Source organism: Acinetobacter sp. YH16053 (assembly GCF_013417035.1).
Lineage (GTDB): Bacteria > Pseudomonadota > Gammaproteobacteria > Pseudomonadales > Moraxellaceae > Acinetobacter > Acinetobacter towneri.
On the sequence record NZ_VPEP01000024.1, the window covers coordinates 12,981 to 29,415 of the forward strand.

8 protein-coding genes and 1 pseudogene are annotated in these 16,435 nt (G+C 42.3%); 5 read left to right on the top strand and 4 right to left on the bottom strand.

Annotated features, from left to right (window positions below; genetic code table 11):
- Window positions 1–82: 82 nt before the first annotated feature.
- Window positions 83–3,577: a plasmid replication protein, CyRepA1 family gene (locus tag FTV43_RS12780; RefSeq protein ID WP_179995643.1), complete on the top strand. Its 3,495-nt coding sequence runs from the start codon at window positions 83–85 to the stop codon at window positions 3,575–3,577.
- Window positions 3,578–4,751: 1,174 nt separating this feature from the next.
- Here the strand turns inward: FTV43_RS12780 and ssb are convergent.
- A pseudogene (gene ssb, locus FTV43_RS12785) lies at window positions 4,752–5,072 on the bottom strand (single-stranded DNA-binding protein); the annotation flags it as partial.
- A gap of 488 nt (window positions 5,073–5,560) precedes the next feature.
- On the opposite strand from ssb, the gene FTV43_RS12790 reads away from it, so the two are divergent.
- The gene (locus tag FTV43_RS12790) at window positions 5,561–6,229 is read left to right on the top strand and encodes a hypothetical protein (RefSeq protein ID WP_368856086.1); all 669 of its coding nucleotides are present in this window, start codon (window positions 5,561–5,563) and stop codon (window positions 6,227–6,229) included.
- Between the two features lie 157 nt (window positions 6,230–6,386).
- Here the strand turns inward: FTV43_RS12790 and FTV43_RS12795 are convergent, their stop codons facing one another.
- Window positions 6,387–6,938 carry a plasmid replication DNA-binding protein gene (locus FTV43_RS12795; RefSeq protein WP_179995646.1) on the bottom strand — a complete coding sequence of 184 codons (552 nt, stop codon included), beginning with the start codon at window positions 6,936–6,938 and terminating at the stop codon, window positions 6,387–6,389.
- A gap of 295 nt (window positions 6,939–7,233) precedes the next feature.
- Window positions 7,234–7,815, bottom strand: coding sequence for a hypothetical protein (locus FTV43_RS12800; RefSeq protein WP_179995647.1), 582 nt, complete (start codon window positions 7,813–7,815; stop codon window positions 7,234–7,236).
- Between the two features lie 645 nt (window positions 7,816–8,460).
- Between FTV43_RS12800 and FTV43_RS12805 the strand changes: the two genes are divergently transcribed.
- Entirely contained in the window at window positions 8,461–8,760 is a 300-nt protein-coding gene (locus tag FTV43_RS12805; RefSeq protein ID WP_179995648.1) for a hypothetical protein, read from the top strand.
- Between the two features lie 498 nt (window positions 8,761–9,258).
- On the opposite strand, the gene FTV43_RS12810 is transcribed toward FTV43_RS12805, so the two are convergent.
- Window positions 9,259–9,753 (bottom strand): hypothetical protein, encoded by a 495-nt coding sequence (locus FTV43_RS12810; RefSeq protein ID WP_179995649.1) that lies wholly within the window; start codon window positions 9,751–9,753, stop codon window positions 9,259–9,261.
- Window positions 9,754–12,447: 2,694 nt separating this feature from the next.
- Between FTV43_RS12810 and FTV43_RS12815 the strand changes: the two genes are divergently transcribed.
- Window positions 12,448–12,855: a DUF2280 domain-containing protein gene (locus tag FTV43_RS12815; RefSeq protein WP_179995650.1), complete on the top strand. Its 408-nt coding sequence runs from the start codon at window positions 12,448–12,450 to the stop codon at window positions 12,853–12,855.
- A gap of 804 nt (window positions 12,856–13,659) precedes the next feature.
- Window positions 13,660–16,435, top strand: a 2,776-nt coding sequence (locus tag FTV43_RS12820) for a tape measure protein (RefSeq protein ID WP_257224116.1), incomplete at its 3' end; no start/stop codon positions are given.

The window sequence follows — 16,435 nt, forward strand, 5'->3', positions numbered from 1 at the left end:
ATATTAAAAATGAGAAAAGCCCCGCTACTTTAAACCGTCCAAAGTCTTAGTAGCAGGGCCCGAATCTGGAACTGATTATAACATGTCGTTTAAAACCGTCCACAACTTTTTATCTGATCTTGGTTACGATACCTCAAGGCTGCCTAGCGTTCTGGCAGTGGAAAGAGAATATCGTATCCCGTCACGAGGAAAAAAAGCCTCCAATAAATCTACATCCGTTAGATTACGTTTAGATGGCACTTACGCCTACTTCGACCATGCCACAGGTGCAAGTGGTGTATTTAACCCAGAACGGGATAACAACAAAGCGCCAACCGCAGAGGAATTGGCAGAGCTACGCCGTAAAGCGGAACAGGTAAGGCAGAAGGAACAGCGCCTTAAGCTTGATAGCTATGCTGCTAAAAAGATTGAGGCACAGCAGATATGGGATAAGGCAAAGTCTTGCGATAGTCACCCATATTTACAAAGCAACCCAAAAACGGCGTGGATCAAGCCAGTAGGCGCGAGAACACTTGAATCAGTATCAACTGCAGGCCGCCAGTACTTCAAAAACCCGTTAATCATCCCATTGCATGATGTGAACACTGGGGAAATAGTAAGTCTTCAGTTCATTACGGCGGACGGTAAGAAGCGCCCACTCGCTGGTGCTCAGTCCACAAATTATCATTTTGTGATTGATGGCAAGTTACCTGCAGCATTTTGCGAAGGTTACAAGACTGGACTGGCGTTTCATCATGCCACTGGCCATAAGGTCATTGTTTGTTTTACAGCTGACAAAGTGAAGGAGGTATTCCCTAAACTGGCTCAGCAGAATGATTTTATTATTGCGGATAACGATAACACGGTAGATCGCAACGAAGACTTAACCAAAAAAGTCCTTCTTTCTGAGCAGATTTTAGATACTCGTGGTACTGGTCATAAGGCGGCTATCGCTACTGGCGCAAAATTCTATATGCCACATAAGCCAGGTGCAGACTTTGCAGACCTCAGTCAGGATGAAATTGTTGACCTGATCTCCAAAGGGCCTGTAAATAACCTTCCTATCTATGATGCAGAACGGCAGCTGGTCACGCTTGATTTAGGCAAGTCCGCAGACTACTACCTAAACATGGTTACAACAGAGCTTGATCCGTTTAAGTGTGCATGTGCTGCTTATACGGTTGCCATCAAGTCACTAAAGTATGTTCCTTATTTAATGAGTGTGTGGGACCTTCGAGAGTCGATTGAACGGGCAGCATGCGGAAACATACATCCACTAACACTGGACAGCATTACCAACAAAATTAGAAAGGCTACACGCTACAACAATGAGAACGTGTTAAAGCAGCTCGTTGTTAGCGATAAAAAGCTTAAGAAACACAATACTCAGGTCGTGAGCCACCTTGGGCAAATGCGCCTTACTAATAGAAACATAAGAAATGCATCCTTCCTGCCACTGGTTACAGGCGTTACATCGTTTATTCCGTACAAGGTGACACCAAGTTACAGCGGTGTTTACATCGTTCAAGCGCCCACGGGGTCAGGTAAAACCCAGCGTGTAGGCCTGCCGTTTAGAAAATGGTGCTACAGCAATAAACATACATTCCTGTCTATTGCTCACTTGCGTAGCTTAATCAGGGAGATGAGTGAACGTCTGGGCACGGACAATTACGAGGATGAGAAGATCGCCGTAAAGCAGGCATTAAGGCATGGGCGTTTTGATCAATGGAATAGCTCTGAAGATGCCTTGTCTGTGTGTCTACCAAGTATTGATTATGAGTACTTCCAAGACTTCGTGAAGCGCAATAAATACGTGTTTATTGATGAGATTTCTCAGGTGATTGAGGCATTCACCACGGATGATATGTTTCATCACACCAACTCTAGACTTATTTACGAAAGATTGTGCGAGATCGTAAAGCAGGCTCAATGCCTGATTGTTGCTGATGCCACCATCAATGAGCGGGTAGTAGAGTTTATTGAGCGATGTAGACCGGGTGAGAAGTTTAACTTTGTGCAGATTGCACCAAAGGACGAAGGCAAGACGGCGTACCTGCATGACTCGGAGGCGGCTCTTTATCGCCATATTCTGAATAAGGTAATGCTGGACAATAACAATGTCTGGATCTCATGTGACACGGCATCGAAAGTTGAGGAGCTGGAACGTGCTCTCAGTCACTATGACCATGTTAAATGCTTGGCCATAACTGGACCTAACCAGAAGAAAACTGAACAGGCAGCATTTTTATCTAATCCTGAGCATGAGTCTAAAAAATACAATGTCATTATTGCGAGCAGTGTAATTAGCTCTGGTCTATCTATTGAGCATGACCATTTTGACTTTGTGGCGGGATTCTTTTCGGGTAGCACGGTAAAGCCTACGGATGCATATCAAATGATTGGCCGTGTACGCCGTTGCAAAGACTTTCACTTATTCCTGAGCCAAAAGCACCGTGTAGAAGTAAAAGCACACCGTATGCTTCAAGGAAGGCAGCAAGCGAGCGTATTGGAAGATGGTGTGGTGGCTGAGGTAACGGCGTTCTCCAAAATGAGAGCTGAGCTGCTAGAGACGCGATACAAGGCTATATCAAGTTTTGCAAATGGCCTGATTTACGTGCTGCACCAGAAGTGTTTTGAGATTAAGCGCTGTAATACAACACTGGAAGATTATGAGTCTGTCATTGATCACCAAGCCAATCTCAAGCTCATTAAAGAGGAATTGAGTAGCGAGCATCACCAAGCGTTAATTGCTGCCTGCCCGATCACAGACACAATGGCAGAGGCAATGAAGTCACGCTCATTCCTAGATAGTGATGAGTTAATAGAATTAGAGGCATGGCACATCAAAAAGGCTCTGGGTTATGCACATGAGCACACTTTGACGGATGAAGACTTACAGGTTAGTCCAAGTAAGGTGATTCGTTTCAGCGCAGCCATTGGTCGATACAAGTCCACTAATGATCAGCAGAAGGACATCACATCCCGAAACTACCGAAAGGCACTGGGCAAGATCTATTCGATTATTTTTGGCGGCGTTGAATTTGCACCTGGTGCAATTTTCTATAAACAGTGTGCCGAGGAGATTATTGAGCGCGTGAATCGCTACCGTTTCATGCTCGTATCCATTGGTGCTATTCCTCGCTATTTCGGCGCTGAAAACTACAAACCGAGTAAGACACCTGCGAAGGAATTAAACGATATTCTGAAGCATCTTGGACTCAATACTAAGCGCAAGCGAAACTCTGAAAAAAGTGTACACATGGCACTATATTTATATAGACAAAATCGGTCATCTGTACATCTTTCTGAGCTAATGGATGAGTCCCATTTCTACCAAATTACGGAAGAAAGTTTTGATCTTATACAGCGATATAGTGACCTGAAATTTGATCAAGAGACAGTGAATTTAGAGTTAGCCAAAAAAGACGAAATTAGCCCTGCCGTGTTAGACGTTATTCAGGCAATTGAAGTCCACTATGTAGCCTATAGCCATAGTAGCAAGGTGTTTAAACTGGACTATTCCCCAGTGATGAGACCAAGCGCCAACGATGGAGGCGGTATTCACTGGAAGCCCGTGGGCAAAGTCTCAAATGAGTGACGGACAGCTGTGGTGATTTTCACCATAGTTGAAGCCTTGCCGTGATCGTGGATGCCATATTTTGACGTTTTCTATAGGGAAAATAGGTCATGTGTACATCTTTTCTATAGAAAAAATGGGTCATGTGTACATCTTTTTGCCGTAATTGTTACAGCACGGCGCTTGCCTTGGTATGTAGGCACGTTTGCCAAATAACGCCGTACTATTTGTGGATCCTAATGTTGTCTGTTTAGATCAGCTGTGACTGGTGATGTCTGCGAGCAGAATAAATTGAGATGAGCCGTTATAGGGTTAGCAAGGGGTGTGTCTAGGTCATTTAAGTGCCTTGAAATAATGCCGTGTTAAAACTCTCTTTGTTTTAATAGCTGTTGTACTTCTGACTTAGTTAAATTGATTAAGCTTATTATTATCTCAAAATTATAATTAGGGCGAAGCGTAAAAGCTTATTATCCGATTAGGTTTAAAAATAAATATAAAGTTAATCCTTAAAATAGCCTAAGCATTAATAGCGAACCCATAAAGCCGAAGCGCTTTCATGCTGAAAGCACTTCTAAGCAACCCCCGTATAGCTAAAAATTGCATGTAGCTTTATGTCTACTGGTGTCTAGTATTTTTACTGATCAGGTTACATGGATCCTGCAGGATGATGTTCCAGTAGGGTATTTTTGTACCAATAATTAGGCATCCATAACTATGTGAAAAACATAGAAAAATAAATTACTGCACATAATAGTAATTATATGCAGTATATGGGGGAGTGGGTGTATCTATTGATGTGTAACCTCTGTCACTTCATTGTCATTACGTTACATTTCAGCACACATAAGGGTTACAGCGATATGGCGTATTTATTCTGTGTGTGTAACGGCTGATGTTCCAGAACGGCGCAGGTAGACACGCCGTTTACCCATGGTTAGGACGTTTTACCTGATAAAAGGGCATGAAATTTTTATAAAAATGATAGGGGAGGGCTACAAACGCGGGGGGAACTAAAGATTATAGCAGTAATCTTTAGTAGGAAAATTTGGTCAACATAATGTACGTTATAGTGCGAGCCTGCAGGCATGGTGTTCATGTGGTGGGTAATTATTAAAATAAGTGAGTCTATATAATTATTATTAAAAAAAGGGTCACATTTTAAATGCAACCCTGTATTTATAATTAGAATACTTTATAAAAGCTGTAATGTTTCTGCTCTAATTTCCACTTGCTCACGATTATTATTATTTTGATCTTGCCAGCGCCGTGTTCGTAAAGAGCCTTCAATATAAACCTTGCTGCCTTTCTTTAAATACTTGGTGACCACATCCACCAATCGACCATTAACCACAATTCTGTGCCATTCAGTCTGGTCTTTGCGTTCGCCAGTGGTTTTATCTTTCCATGACTCAGATGTGGCTACACTGAAGGTGGCTATAGAGCCATTAGTGAAATTCTTCACTTCAGGATCGCGGCCAAGGACGCCCATTACAATTGCTCGATTAAGGTTTGCCATACTGATTTCAACTAAGCGAAAGGTTATATACAAGTATATAACTTTGTAAGTCATTTAACATAAGGTTCATTATACGCAATCAATTTTGTAGACACCGTGCTACACAATGCTTTCGGATTTTATGTCTACCGTAGACACCGCGTTACAGCGCCGTTTTTAATGAAAAGCCATGCTGTACGGCGTATTTTGTAAGTTTTAGCCAATAAAATGAGCAATATTTGAGCAAAACCAAAAATAAAATTGCTTTACCATGGTTGCAGTATAAATAGAGACAACTTTAGGACATGGCAACTAGCGCCGTCATAAAATCAATCAGTTCTCCACGCCTGTCTTCGTACATGACATTCTTTGGCTGCAAGGATGAATTGGAGTGCGTTAAGTATTACTACTGGAATCAGGCTCTATCGTCTGAGCTGTATATATTGCTGAGCACCATTGAAGTGAGCTTAAGGAACAGCATTCACGGCGCACTTAGCCGAGAAGTATCTATGGTGCTGGAATTAGAGAGGCAAAAATTAGGCAAAGAGGATTCAGGCAAGGTGGATCCGAGCAAGGTACAAGATAACTTTGCATGGTATGAGCATATCGACTTCTTTGAGAAAGATAAAAGCAATAAAACAAAGTGCGATAGCAATGGCCGTGAAATTTTGAATGAGACTGGCAAAGGGTTTAGAAAGATCACCCATAGCGGTCGAAGATGCCTTGACCGACCACCGCAAGTAGTTGTCTCTAAATTGGAGTTTGGTAAGTGGCCATACGTGCTTCAGTCAAAATGGTACCTAGATGGGTCACTGGTGGACTGGGTGAAGCTATTCCCTGTCATATTCCCGAACTACCAAAACCTAACCCATGATGACCATGACCGCATCATTGATAGAGTCAAGGTTACATGCAAGTGGCGTAATAGGTTGGCTCACTTGGAGCCTGTCTGGAAATTTGGTGACGTATTTAAGAAAGGTACAAAGGTAGTACTGATCAAGGAACCAAAGAGCCAAGATGAGGTTATCAAGCGTTTAAATAGGGAGATCAGGTATAACCTGCAGTTGCTTTCATGGCTTTGTGAGGATACGGCGAAGCATTACGAAAGTACGGTGTCTTATAAGCGCCTCCTCCAGCTGGCATCGCATGAAGGTATTAACGAATTTTCGCACCAATAAAAAAAGAGCTCGTCATTTCTGACAAGCTCTTTATATCTATGCCTAGAGATACCAATCTAAAACACTCCGTGGGTTATAGACTTTGTGAATTTAATCACTAGCTCTGTAGGGCTACAGGGTTATCTTAGTAAAATTTGGGTGGCCTGTAAATAGGACGTTACCCACCGAAAAAGCTCGACCAAAACCCTTTTTTCACCTTATCGCCGTCATTATTGGTACTGCCTTCCTGTCCCCTGCCCTGTAGCTCTGTGTCTACTGTAGACTGGTTATTGTCTACCTGTTCTGTAGCCTGTGTGTTCTGGGTGTCTTGAGGTGCATCTGGGAATGGTGGCTCTGGTGGCTTAGGTGGCATGAGTAAACGCTGCATAGCCTCAATTTGGTTTTGGTAAAACTGCTCACGGTTAATTGCTACCTCCTCACGATCCTTTGACATGCGCTCTCTTTCAACGGCGAGACGTAGCTGTTCCTTTAGCATGTCTACCTGTTCTCTGAGCATGTCTATTTCTGCTGTAGGTACTGTGTTTTCAATGATTTCAGGTGTAACCGCCTTATATCTATTTGCAGGTTCACCAAAGACACGTATTGCCTCGGCTAGATCAATTTTGCCGTCAGAGTTTTTAGAGAGTTCGCCCTTTGCAATGCGCTTGTAAACGGTTTGCCGATTAAAGCCATAAAGCTCGGCAACCTCAATAACTGAGAGGTGAGTCATAATTTTATCTTCTTTTCAGGGGTGTAAACTTCTGTCTACTGGTGACATGAGTGCCCATGTCTACCGTGTAGCCAATAAAGAGAATAATCCAAAATGTATCGAAATAGCCACAGGTAAGCTGTCTTTATGGGATGTTCCGATGATGAGGGGGGGTTGTTATTTATTTGTTTTGAGTGTCCAAAAAAAATGCCAGATATTACTCTGGCATTCCTGTGCATGGGTGTTGCACCTATATGCACTACGTCCACCCCTGAACGGTATAACCATAATAGCATGTGCCAAAACGCCGTGTGAATTAAAGTCGAGATTTAAGCTTATCAATCAAAGAACCGCGCCATGAATCTCTCTGCTGTTCGTATTCTTCATACTTGCTGACGAGTAGGGCAAATGTCTTTTTATGCATGTGTGGTGGTGGGCATAGCCGCTTATGCTGAGGAACCAATCCACCAGACGGCCAGTTAAGTTTTAACTCAATGCGGCTCATGTTGACTACTGGTACCAAGGTCTTTCTGCATTGTTGAATAAGGTAGTTCAATTTATGGCAGTGCCTGCAGAGAAACTTGTTATCGACTAGGTATAGTTTTGCTACACGTTTGCCACACTCATGACCAGGGCATAAAAACCAATGTCGATGATGACCATAATTACACGGCGTAGTATTGGTGTTGACGATCTGGGATTCAGTTTGCCCATTTATACTGAATTGCAGTGTGAGTGTGCTATCTAAAAATGAGTAGTTTAGGCGTGATTCATATTCAGGCCATTCCCAAGTGCCAATAGGGTGGTCGCCAAATACGCCGTTTTTCCTCATGGTACGGCTATCTATTGAGAGGCAGTCTTCTACCTGACGTTTTACGGTTCGTACACTTTCAGCCATTAATTACCAATTCCCATACACTTGCTGCCACTACCTGTACATAAATTACCAATAGCTGCCAATAACTGCCAATTAGGGTGTTGAATTCGCCATTTCAAATGCGGAATTTAACCAATTCGTGCCATTACGTTGCATTTTTGAGGCTATTTTTAGCCATTTTTATGCAAAATCTAGCCAAATTTAGCCATTAATTATCATTTCTTTACCATTTTTATGCCAATTTGAGCCATTTTTTAACGCCGCGGTAAGAGTATGCGGATTTTAGAGTAATTGATGAATACCCTTTATAAATCAATATAGTGTGAGATTTTGGGCAGAATATGCGTAAATATGCAGTAAATAATTTACTAATGATTTAGGCGCTATTTGAAAAAAAATCAATTAATAGCTCATTCAGGACGCCTTTAACGCCGTACTGCACTATGCATTACTCAACTATCTCCAGTGGTGAAAGTTAGGGTTTACGATATCTGGTTACTCATGAGCGCTCTAGATTCATCTGGATTTATCGTGATTCATTCCGTCTGTGTTTTAGAGCTTATTGCTGTGATGCTGTTTTGCCGTATAGATGCATTAAATTAATAATTAGTTGCTATCATGGGGGCAATAACAAAACTCAAATTACAGCCATAGCAGGTGCGCTCGATGTCGATAAAGCCCAGACTTTCCAAGGATGCATGCAATTTTTTGAAGATCGGAAAAACCGTTATCTTTACCCGCAAGGAATATGAGACTGGACGCCAACAGGTTGTTGCGCTGGTAAAGCTTGCTGACGGCGCTTATCCGCTAACAATAATGACTGGTGATGGCAGGGCATGGGATGCACACGATATAGAGAAAGCTAAGCGCTCTATTAAGCGGCATAACAAGGACATGGTCTTTATAGATCGCAGGGACTTTTTGATTAAATACGGCGTAGATAACAATGCAGTGTCTAATGCTTAAGGCTCGTTAGGGTGCTTCGACAATCGAAACGATTGCCTTGATTGACACTCAAACGGTGTAATGCCCTATAATGTGATTATGGATCGGGGATACCCAATCGGCAAAAGGCTCTAGCGTTATGTTAGGGCCTTTCGTTTATCTGGTACTCAAACGGCGTATAGCGGCATTGTGATTTCCATGACCCCTTATCCAAATTTGGATTCACCTTGAAAATCAACTGCGTAAGCTTACGATCGGCAGCACTGGTGAGCGCAGTATCCAATCAACTACAAAACTTTCGTAGTCAGCTGCTCATCCGATCGATGGCTCAGGCGCTTTGAGCTCCATTTTTTGGTTGAGCGCAAAACCTTATAAAACCTAATATTCGATCTGCTCCTCTTATTTGTGGCTCAGATGCTCACTTGGTCACATTTGAAATGCGCTCAAATTTGAGCATATCCCTCAATGGGGTAAATGCTCCTGATCCGCTACTACACTTTTGATCCGTCCCCGCCGTGCTTATCTAATCCCCATCCCATGAAGATAAACAATAAGCATTTGTAGCCGTTCCTGTTCTCTTTTTTCCAGTTCCCTTACAAGTGCAGCAAATGTTTTGTAGTGCATGTTTTTAGGCTTTTGATGTATCGGCCAATCTCTCAAGTCTTGCGACCACTGCAAGCGATTCCGTAGCCGTCTGACACGTAGTAATGGGATGTCGGACTTATTCCACTGTTGAGAAATGTAATTGAGTTGCTGGCATTGTCTGCAAGCGTATACACCACATTTTAAATATAGTTTTGTGCAGCGTTTACCGCATGAGCATAAAAACCAAAATCGCACCCCACCATAGTTGCAAGGTGAATGGGATAGCTTCAATGCAAAACTACCGTAGTCGTTGCTTACTGTAATACTGATATTTCTATGTTGTTTTAGGTCATCATCACTTAATGACAATTTCCCTTTTAACTGCTTGATACTTATCGAGCTATAGCTCTCAATGCTGCCTTTTGACATAAAACTGCTGCACCTATTTCCCTAATTATTTAGGCTCTAAAATTATAATGCTCATTGTACCGATGATGGATTTCCGCTATCTGTTGTTATCAACTGTTATGGTCCTGACTACTGCAAAAATCCTAAGGTCACAACCTAACAAAATCTAACATTGGGACCTGATAAGACCTGGAATCATAACGGCGCTAATTTTAAGGGTCATTGTCATTGATTGTGGTCGATCACTGGGGGCTTGGATCGTTTCCCCAAAAATGGGAGATTGATTGGCTTATGCCATGTTTGGGTGTGTATTTGATTATTGAAAATCGGGTGAATGTACCAGGATAAAATTATTAAGGGATTTAGCCAAAACCCTACATAAAAAATTTAAATCGAAACATGGCATAAGGTTCATATTTTGATGTGGTAACAGAAAATCGTTATTACAGGTTTTGATGTGGTAACAGCATTTTTTTGATGTAGTAACATAGTCCACGTATATAAAATGATCAAAAGTACGGACATTGGGTATATGGTCATAATTTTGGTACCCATCCAAAAAATAGAAATATGAACCTGACAAAAACATGACAATTTTTCCAGTATAAAAACCTGTCAAAACCTGTTATTTGAAAGTAAGTGATAGTAAGTATTTGAACCTAACAAAACTTAACCTTTGAACCTGATAAAACCTGAAATTAGAACCTAGTTAAACCCAACGATTGAACCTAATAAAACCTTATATTTGTGATACGTACTGATACAGATTTATTAGACGTAAATAGACAAAACACATTTATAAATTGTCTGTATTCCTTGTGTTCTTCACTCCTCTTTTTGGTGGAACGAATACCTAAATATTTAAGCTGATCCTCTATTTAGAGGTTCAGGTATCCCGAAAATTTGAGAGATTGAACCGAGTTACTTTAAGCCACTCAGTTACTCACTAACCTACTTTAAGTTGGTCAGTAGAATTTTAGATTTTAAATCCAGAATTAACTTGACCTTCCAAGTGTTTGATTAAGTAGATTGGTCGTGTTTTAGATGTATCCAATTTTGGATTAACCTTTTAAAACATGCTCTTAACCAACGAAATTTTTCGCTCATTGAATACCATCCTCCATTTTAGGATGGGCATAGCGATAGCGGAATTTCACTATCGGTCTAGGCTTTTAGGGGTGGTCATTTTGACCATACCCACTCAACGCAATTTTGCGTTTACCTTAGAAAACAATAATTTATTTATAAAACAATCCCACTCGCACTCTATAAAAAGGCTGCTTTGCTGTACGTAGCTGTACAAGGTATGTTTACCTCATTTTTGCGGTAAACCTTTCTGCATATATGTTTGATGGTGTTTTTTGTCTGTTTTCATGGTGGTGCTGTACAGCAAGATTTAAGGCTGTTTTTACCCTTACGTGCCCTTACAAGATCGGTTTTCGTCACAAACGGCGTAAACCTTGCTGTGACTGAATTTGAGCATGGTTTTATAGGTGTTTTGGTAGTGATGGCGCCAAGCAAGCTTTTGCTTTACGTGGCTTTACGGATATAGGGGTTTTGCATGACTCTCTATTTTTGCCATATATGAGAGACAAACTGGGTTGTCTATCGTTTAACAAGTTCAAATCAAGCAATCTACAAGTGAAAATGTCTGTTGAAATGTCAAAGCTTTTCATATCACTATCAATCGCTTGCTGGCTCGTTAAGTTAAATACTGTCAAACATTATGTCGAACTAAGCAAGATTTAGTCATATTTAGTCAAGCATTCGTCAAGCATCCGTTAAGCAGTCGTTAAGCATGTCGAGTATCTCCCCGAAATGGTTCCCTTATTTGTGAGGGTACCAAGGCAAACGTGTGCTTATGGTATCGACACATCAACATGGCCATGTCGATAAATCGCCGTTATATCGACACGATAGAGAGGGTACACAATCCATGTGCATCCATTGCATCTAAGTTGTCACGATTTCCATGACAACTTAATTGTGACCAATGAGAAGCTCCTCAAAAGTGTGGAGCTTTAGCCGGTACAGAATTACCAGGCATCGGCTCAATTCTGAGCTTTGCTTTTAAAACAACTGGTTAGTACTGGCTGCAAGGGCATAACGAACCCAAAAACGGAACAGTACCGAAAACGGAATAGTACCGAAATAGGGATAGTTGCGAGGTGAGGCTGGGGATTTACTTTGATGTACGTTGATGTACGTTGATGGAATGGTGGAAATGGCGCAAAGCCTTTTCGTACATGGTTTTGAGTAGGTTTTTAGCTGATTTTAAGATTCACGCCGTCAAGGTAAATTGCTGTATTAAGGAATTTACTTGGATGTACTTGGATGGATTTCTACATTTTTCACGTTCTTGCATGACGTATCGTGACGAAATTGAAATTTTACTTGGACGTACTTGGACGAAATTAAAAATTTACCTTGACGTACCTTGACGGAATGCCACTTATTCAAAATCTCTGCAATGCCTTTATATCATGGCTTTGAGTGGGTTTTTGGTCGATTTTAAAGGCTGTGTTGTCAAGGTGATTTACTGCACCCTTGTCCAAGTAATACTTGAATGCTGAATTATGGTCAAATGGTATGCATGCGCCGTATCTGTATTTGAATCACTGGCAATGCGCTAAACTAGCACTGTTATTGCAGCAATATTCCTTAGTCACTTTTAGCGGCTGCAGTAGGTGAATAGGCGCCATTCTGGTACTTGATATGAAGGCAGTAAAACTCGCGTACGGCGTTAAGAAGTACATTGTTATTCAGCTTGCTCACTTTGACAGTGCGCGAGCAGTAGCAAGCTCTGTTAAGGATGAATTCGGGATTGATGTATCAGAACAGCAAATCTCAATGTATTTGCCTGACAGGAATCCAAAACTGGCTAAACAGTGGGTGGATCTGTTTAATGCTGAGCGAGATAAGTTCAGAAATGATGCCAGTGATATACCGCTGTATCACAGAGCGTATCGACTAAAAGAACTTCAAAGGCTGTATGACAATAACTCAAGGAACACGGTAGCGATTCTAATGATTCTTAAGCAGGCGGCGCAAGAGGAAGGCTCATATTTCAAATCTAACCCTTTAAAATTAAGAAATACCACGGGCCAAAGATCGACAAAATAACACTGCCCTTATGAATACTTCTGCCAACCACCCAAAACACATATTTATCACTGGTCTTGTCACTGGTACGCCGTAAGGTGACATGAAGGACGTTCTCCCAAAATTACGCCAAAAACACAGAAAATAGATTAAATTTTGCTCATGTCTACCGTTACTCGGGAAAATTCATGTTTGTTACATGCAATGACTCCTGTTCAATACATACTTTTTTGAGCTTTTTTTCATGTTCAATACATACTTTTCTTGGCTCTGTTACACGGGAATCTTAAAAACGTTACACAGGAATTTGAAAAGCGTTACACGGGAATTTTGATTTCGTTACTCAGGAATTTAAGTCTTGTGGTGAGCGGCACTGTAATATTTTGCCACCGCACTAGCCTCTAATTTTGGTCAGATTTCAAATCCAGCCAAGCCAAGTTATGGTGATTTTCACCACAACTGAACTGAGCGCAATTTTGCGCTTTGCTTTAAAAACAGCAATTTGCAGAATGACGGCGCACCTCGATGGTGATGCGGAATTTTCTAACCTCACTTTTTGACTCACTGGATCCCAGATGGTTTTTATTTGCATGCAAGTAATAGAGGCTTAATAGGGGATTTTCAGCATGTAACCCTGTGTCTATTCATTATCAAATTTATGTCTATTTTAGGCTAACTGGGTAGACACCAATTCTTATAAGTTACTTGTTTTGCTCATGTTCCGTTATGTCTACTCGTGTCTTTGGTAGAATAATATTTGTCTACAGCAAAGTAGACCTCTTTGTTCTGACAGGCCGAGAGATTTTAGACACTAAGGAAAAACCTATGAGTAAGAATTTAACTTTTAAGTTGGTAATGGAAGCTGATAGTAAGAGCTTTATCAGTAACGTAAAACAGTCTGAGAAGACGCTTAATGATGCTTTTAAGGCAATCAAGGACGGTAATGCCAAATTTGTAGCAGATGCCAAGAGCACCAATGAGGCAATGAAAGAAATAGTCCCTTCTGAGGTCGAAAAGAAGGTGGCACAACTGGTAAGTGAATTACACACTGCAGGTAAGGCGCTTGGATCATTAGGCAGTGATGCCAATTTGAGTGCCGAGAACCTTAAGCAATTAGGCGATTATGGTGAGAAGGCTCTGCAAGGATTAAAGGATGACCTGCAGAATGCCAAGCTGCATTTAAATATGTTGGCAGCCACCAAAGCTACACCAGAAGATATTGCCAAGGCTCAGCAAGAGGTTAAGGAGTTAGAAACTGGTGTTAAGCAGGTCACAATCGCTTTTAATGGGTTAAAGGGACAGACCCAACCAATCTTGCAATCCATTGAACAAAGCGCCAAAGAGGTGCAAAGCGCCGTTGTAGAGATAGTGCCATCTGAAACACAGAAACGTGTAGGGCAGCTGGTAACGGAATTAAATAGTGCTACCAAAACACTGGACTCAATGGGTGATGAGGCGCAGGCAAGTGCAGCAAATTTAAAACAGCTTGGTGACTACGGCGAACAGGCGCTTCAAGGTCTACAGAATGACCTGAAACAGGCGAAATTACAGCTAAACCTACTTGCTGCTACCAATGCCACACCTGAAGACATTGAGAACGCACAGCGCCAAGTCAAAGAGCTTGAGACAGGTGTTAAGCAAGTTAAAACGGCGTTTGATGCCTACAAGGTGACAGCAGATAAGGCATCGGAAGCGAGTGCCAAGGCTGCAGAGCAAATTGCCAATATTGTTCCTGAAAGCACCACAAAATTAGCGGAAGGCTTAACCCAATCCCTAAATGGCGCTACCAAGATCATGAGAGAGGCGGGCGATGGTGCCAAGGATGCTGCCAGAGGCTTCTCTGATCTAGGTACCAAGTCAGAAAAGGCGCTCAATACACTTAAATCTGACTTAGCTAGTGCAAAACAGCGGCTACAAGAGTTTGCCAATACAAACGCATCCCCAGTAGACATTGAGCTTGCCCAGCGCAAGGTAGATCAGCTTGAGAAAGAGGTGCGGGAAGCAGACCAAGCTTTTAGCGAGTTCCAGACTGAAGTAGGCAAAGCCAACGTAGAGCTTAAAGAGACTGAGTCCGCCGTAGAGTCTGCAAAGAAAGGCTTCAATGTTGCCAAGTTCGCCGTTGGAGCACTGGCAGGGGCATTGGCTGGCTTAGGTATCGGCTTAACCATTCGGGAGCTTGCTCAGGTTGCTGACAGCTACACCAACGTAACCGCGAGAGTCAGAATCGCTACAACTGAGCACGGCAATTTTAGTGAAGCGATGGCAGGTGTCCACCGTGTAGCCTTGTCCACTAATTCAAGCCTAGATGCTACGGCGGGACTGTTTACTAAGGTACATGCCATTGGTAAGGACATGGGACTTACACAGCAGCAAAGCCTTGATTTAGTCGAAACGATCAACATGGCCATTCAAACAGGCGGCGGCTCAGCTCAAGCCAGTGAAGCGGCTATCGTGCAATTAACTCAGGCTTTACAGTCTGGCGTACTGCGTGGTGATGAATTCAACTCAATCATGGAGCAAGCACCAGGCATTTCCCAAGCCTTAGCACGTTCCTTGGGTGTAACTACTGGTCAGCTGCGTGAAATGGCTCAGAATGGTGAGCTGTCATCTGAGCGCGTGATCAAGGCATTACAGCAGCAATCATCCGTTATTCAGGCTGAGTATGCGAAATTCCCTACAACGATTGGTAATGCTCTGCAGAGAATTAAAAACCAATGGGAGATCCTGATTGGGACCATGGATCAGTCCACAGGTGCGAGTGCTACCGTAGCTGACTGGCTTGTGACTATTGCTGACAACATGGGGGTAGTTAAAAAGCTCCTTGAGGACATCGGGGAAGGTTTTGTCTGGGTGGGCAACCAATTAAAGAAAATTGACCCCGCCACAATCGTTGAATTGAAAAATGCTGCATCTGAAGCCTACAAAATGGTTAAGTCCATGGTTGAAGCCGTGGGCGAGTCCATATCTGTAGGCGTTTCTCTGCTTGATACAGCTCTAAATACCATCTTGAGCTATAACAACGGTATCAATGCAGCAGAATCGAATACAAACGGATTTACAAAGGCATTGCAGGCAGCTGGAGTCATCTTTGCCTTATTCAATGACGGATTTAAGGGGATTGCGATTACGGTCAATCTTTTCGCGGGTGCTATGTACGAGGCTACAGGTGCATTTATGTACTGGAAGTCTAAATTCATGCTCGGTGATGCGAAAGAGGCTGCTTTTAAAGAGTTCCAAGATCTCACTGCAAAAGCTAAGCAGTTATATGCTCAGGCTGACCAGTTGGCAATGGAGCACGGTCGCACGGTTATAGATGCGCTAAATGAAGTAGGAAACGTAAGAGAGCAAAAAACAGAAGAGGCTAAGGCACTATCCAAGCAAGAGCTAGATAACTTGCTCAGCAACAAGGAGAAAGAGGTTGCAGGTGTCGCCGTATCTGAGGATGAAAAGCTTAAGGCGGTGCAGGCTTATGCTGAGGCAGCGATTAAGGCCAATGGTGGTGTTATGGACGGCGTTATGCAAGCCGATCTGCTCACTAAGGGTTATATCGTCACCATTGATGAAGCAGGCAAGGTATCTGTTCAGGCTGGGGAGAACGCAG

Excerpts from the sequence above, each read along its gene's own strand:
- FTV43_RS12790 (WP_368856086.1), top strand. The coding sequence starts at position 5,561 with ATGGTGCTGGAATTAGAGAGGCAAAAATTAGGCAAAGAGGATTCAGGC.
- FTV43_RS12800 (WP_179995647.1), bottom strand. The coding sequence starts at position 7,815 with ATGGCTGAAAGTGTACGAACCGTAAAACGTCAGGTAGAAGACTGCCTC.
- FTV43_RS12780 (WP_179995643.1), top strand. The coding sequence starts at position 83 with ATGTCGTTTAAAACCGTCCACAACTTTTTATCTGATCTTGGTTACGAT.
- FTV43_RS12810 (WP_179995649.1), bottom strand. The coding sequence starts at position 9,753 with ATGTCAAAAGGCAGCATTGAGAGCTATAGCTCGATAAGTATCAAGCAG.
- FTV43_RS12805 (WP_179995648.1), top strand. The coding sequence starts at position 8,461 with ATGTCGATAAAGCCCAGACTTTCCAAGGATGCATGCAATTTTTTGAAG.
- FTV43_RS12815 (WP_179995650.1), top strand. The coding sequence starts at position 12,448 with ATGAAGGCAGTAAAACTCGCGTACGGCGTTAAGAAGTACATTGTTATT.
- FTV43_RS12795 (WP_179995646.1), bottom strand. The coding sequence starts at position 6,938 with ATGACTCACCTCTCAGTTATTGAGGTTGCCGAGCTTTATGGCTTTAAT.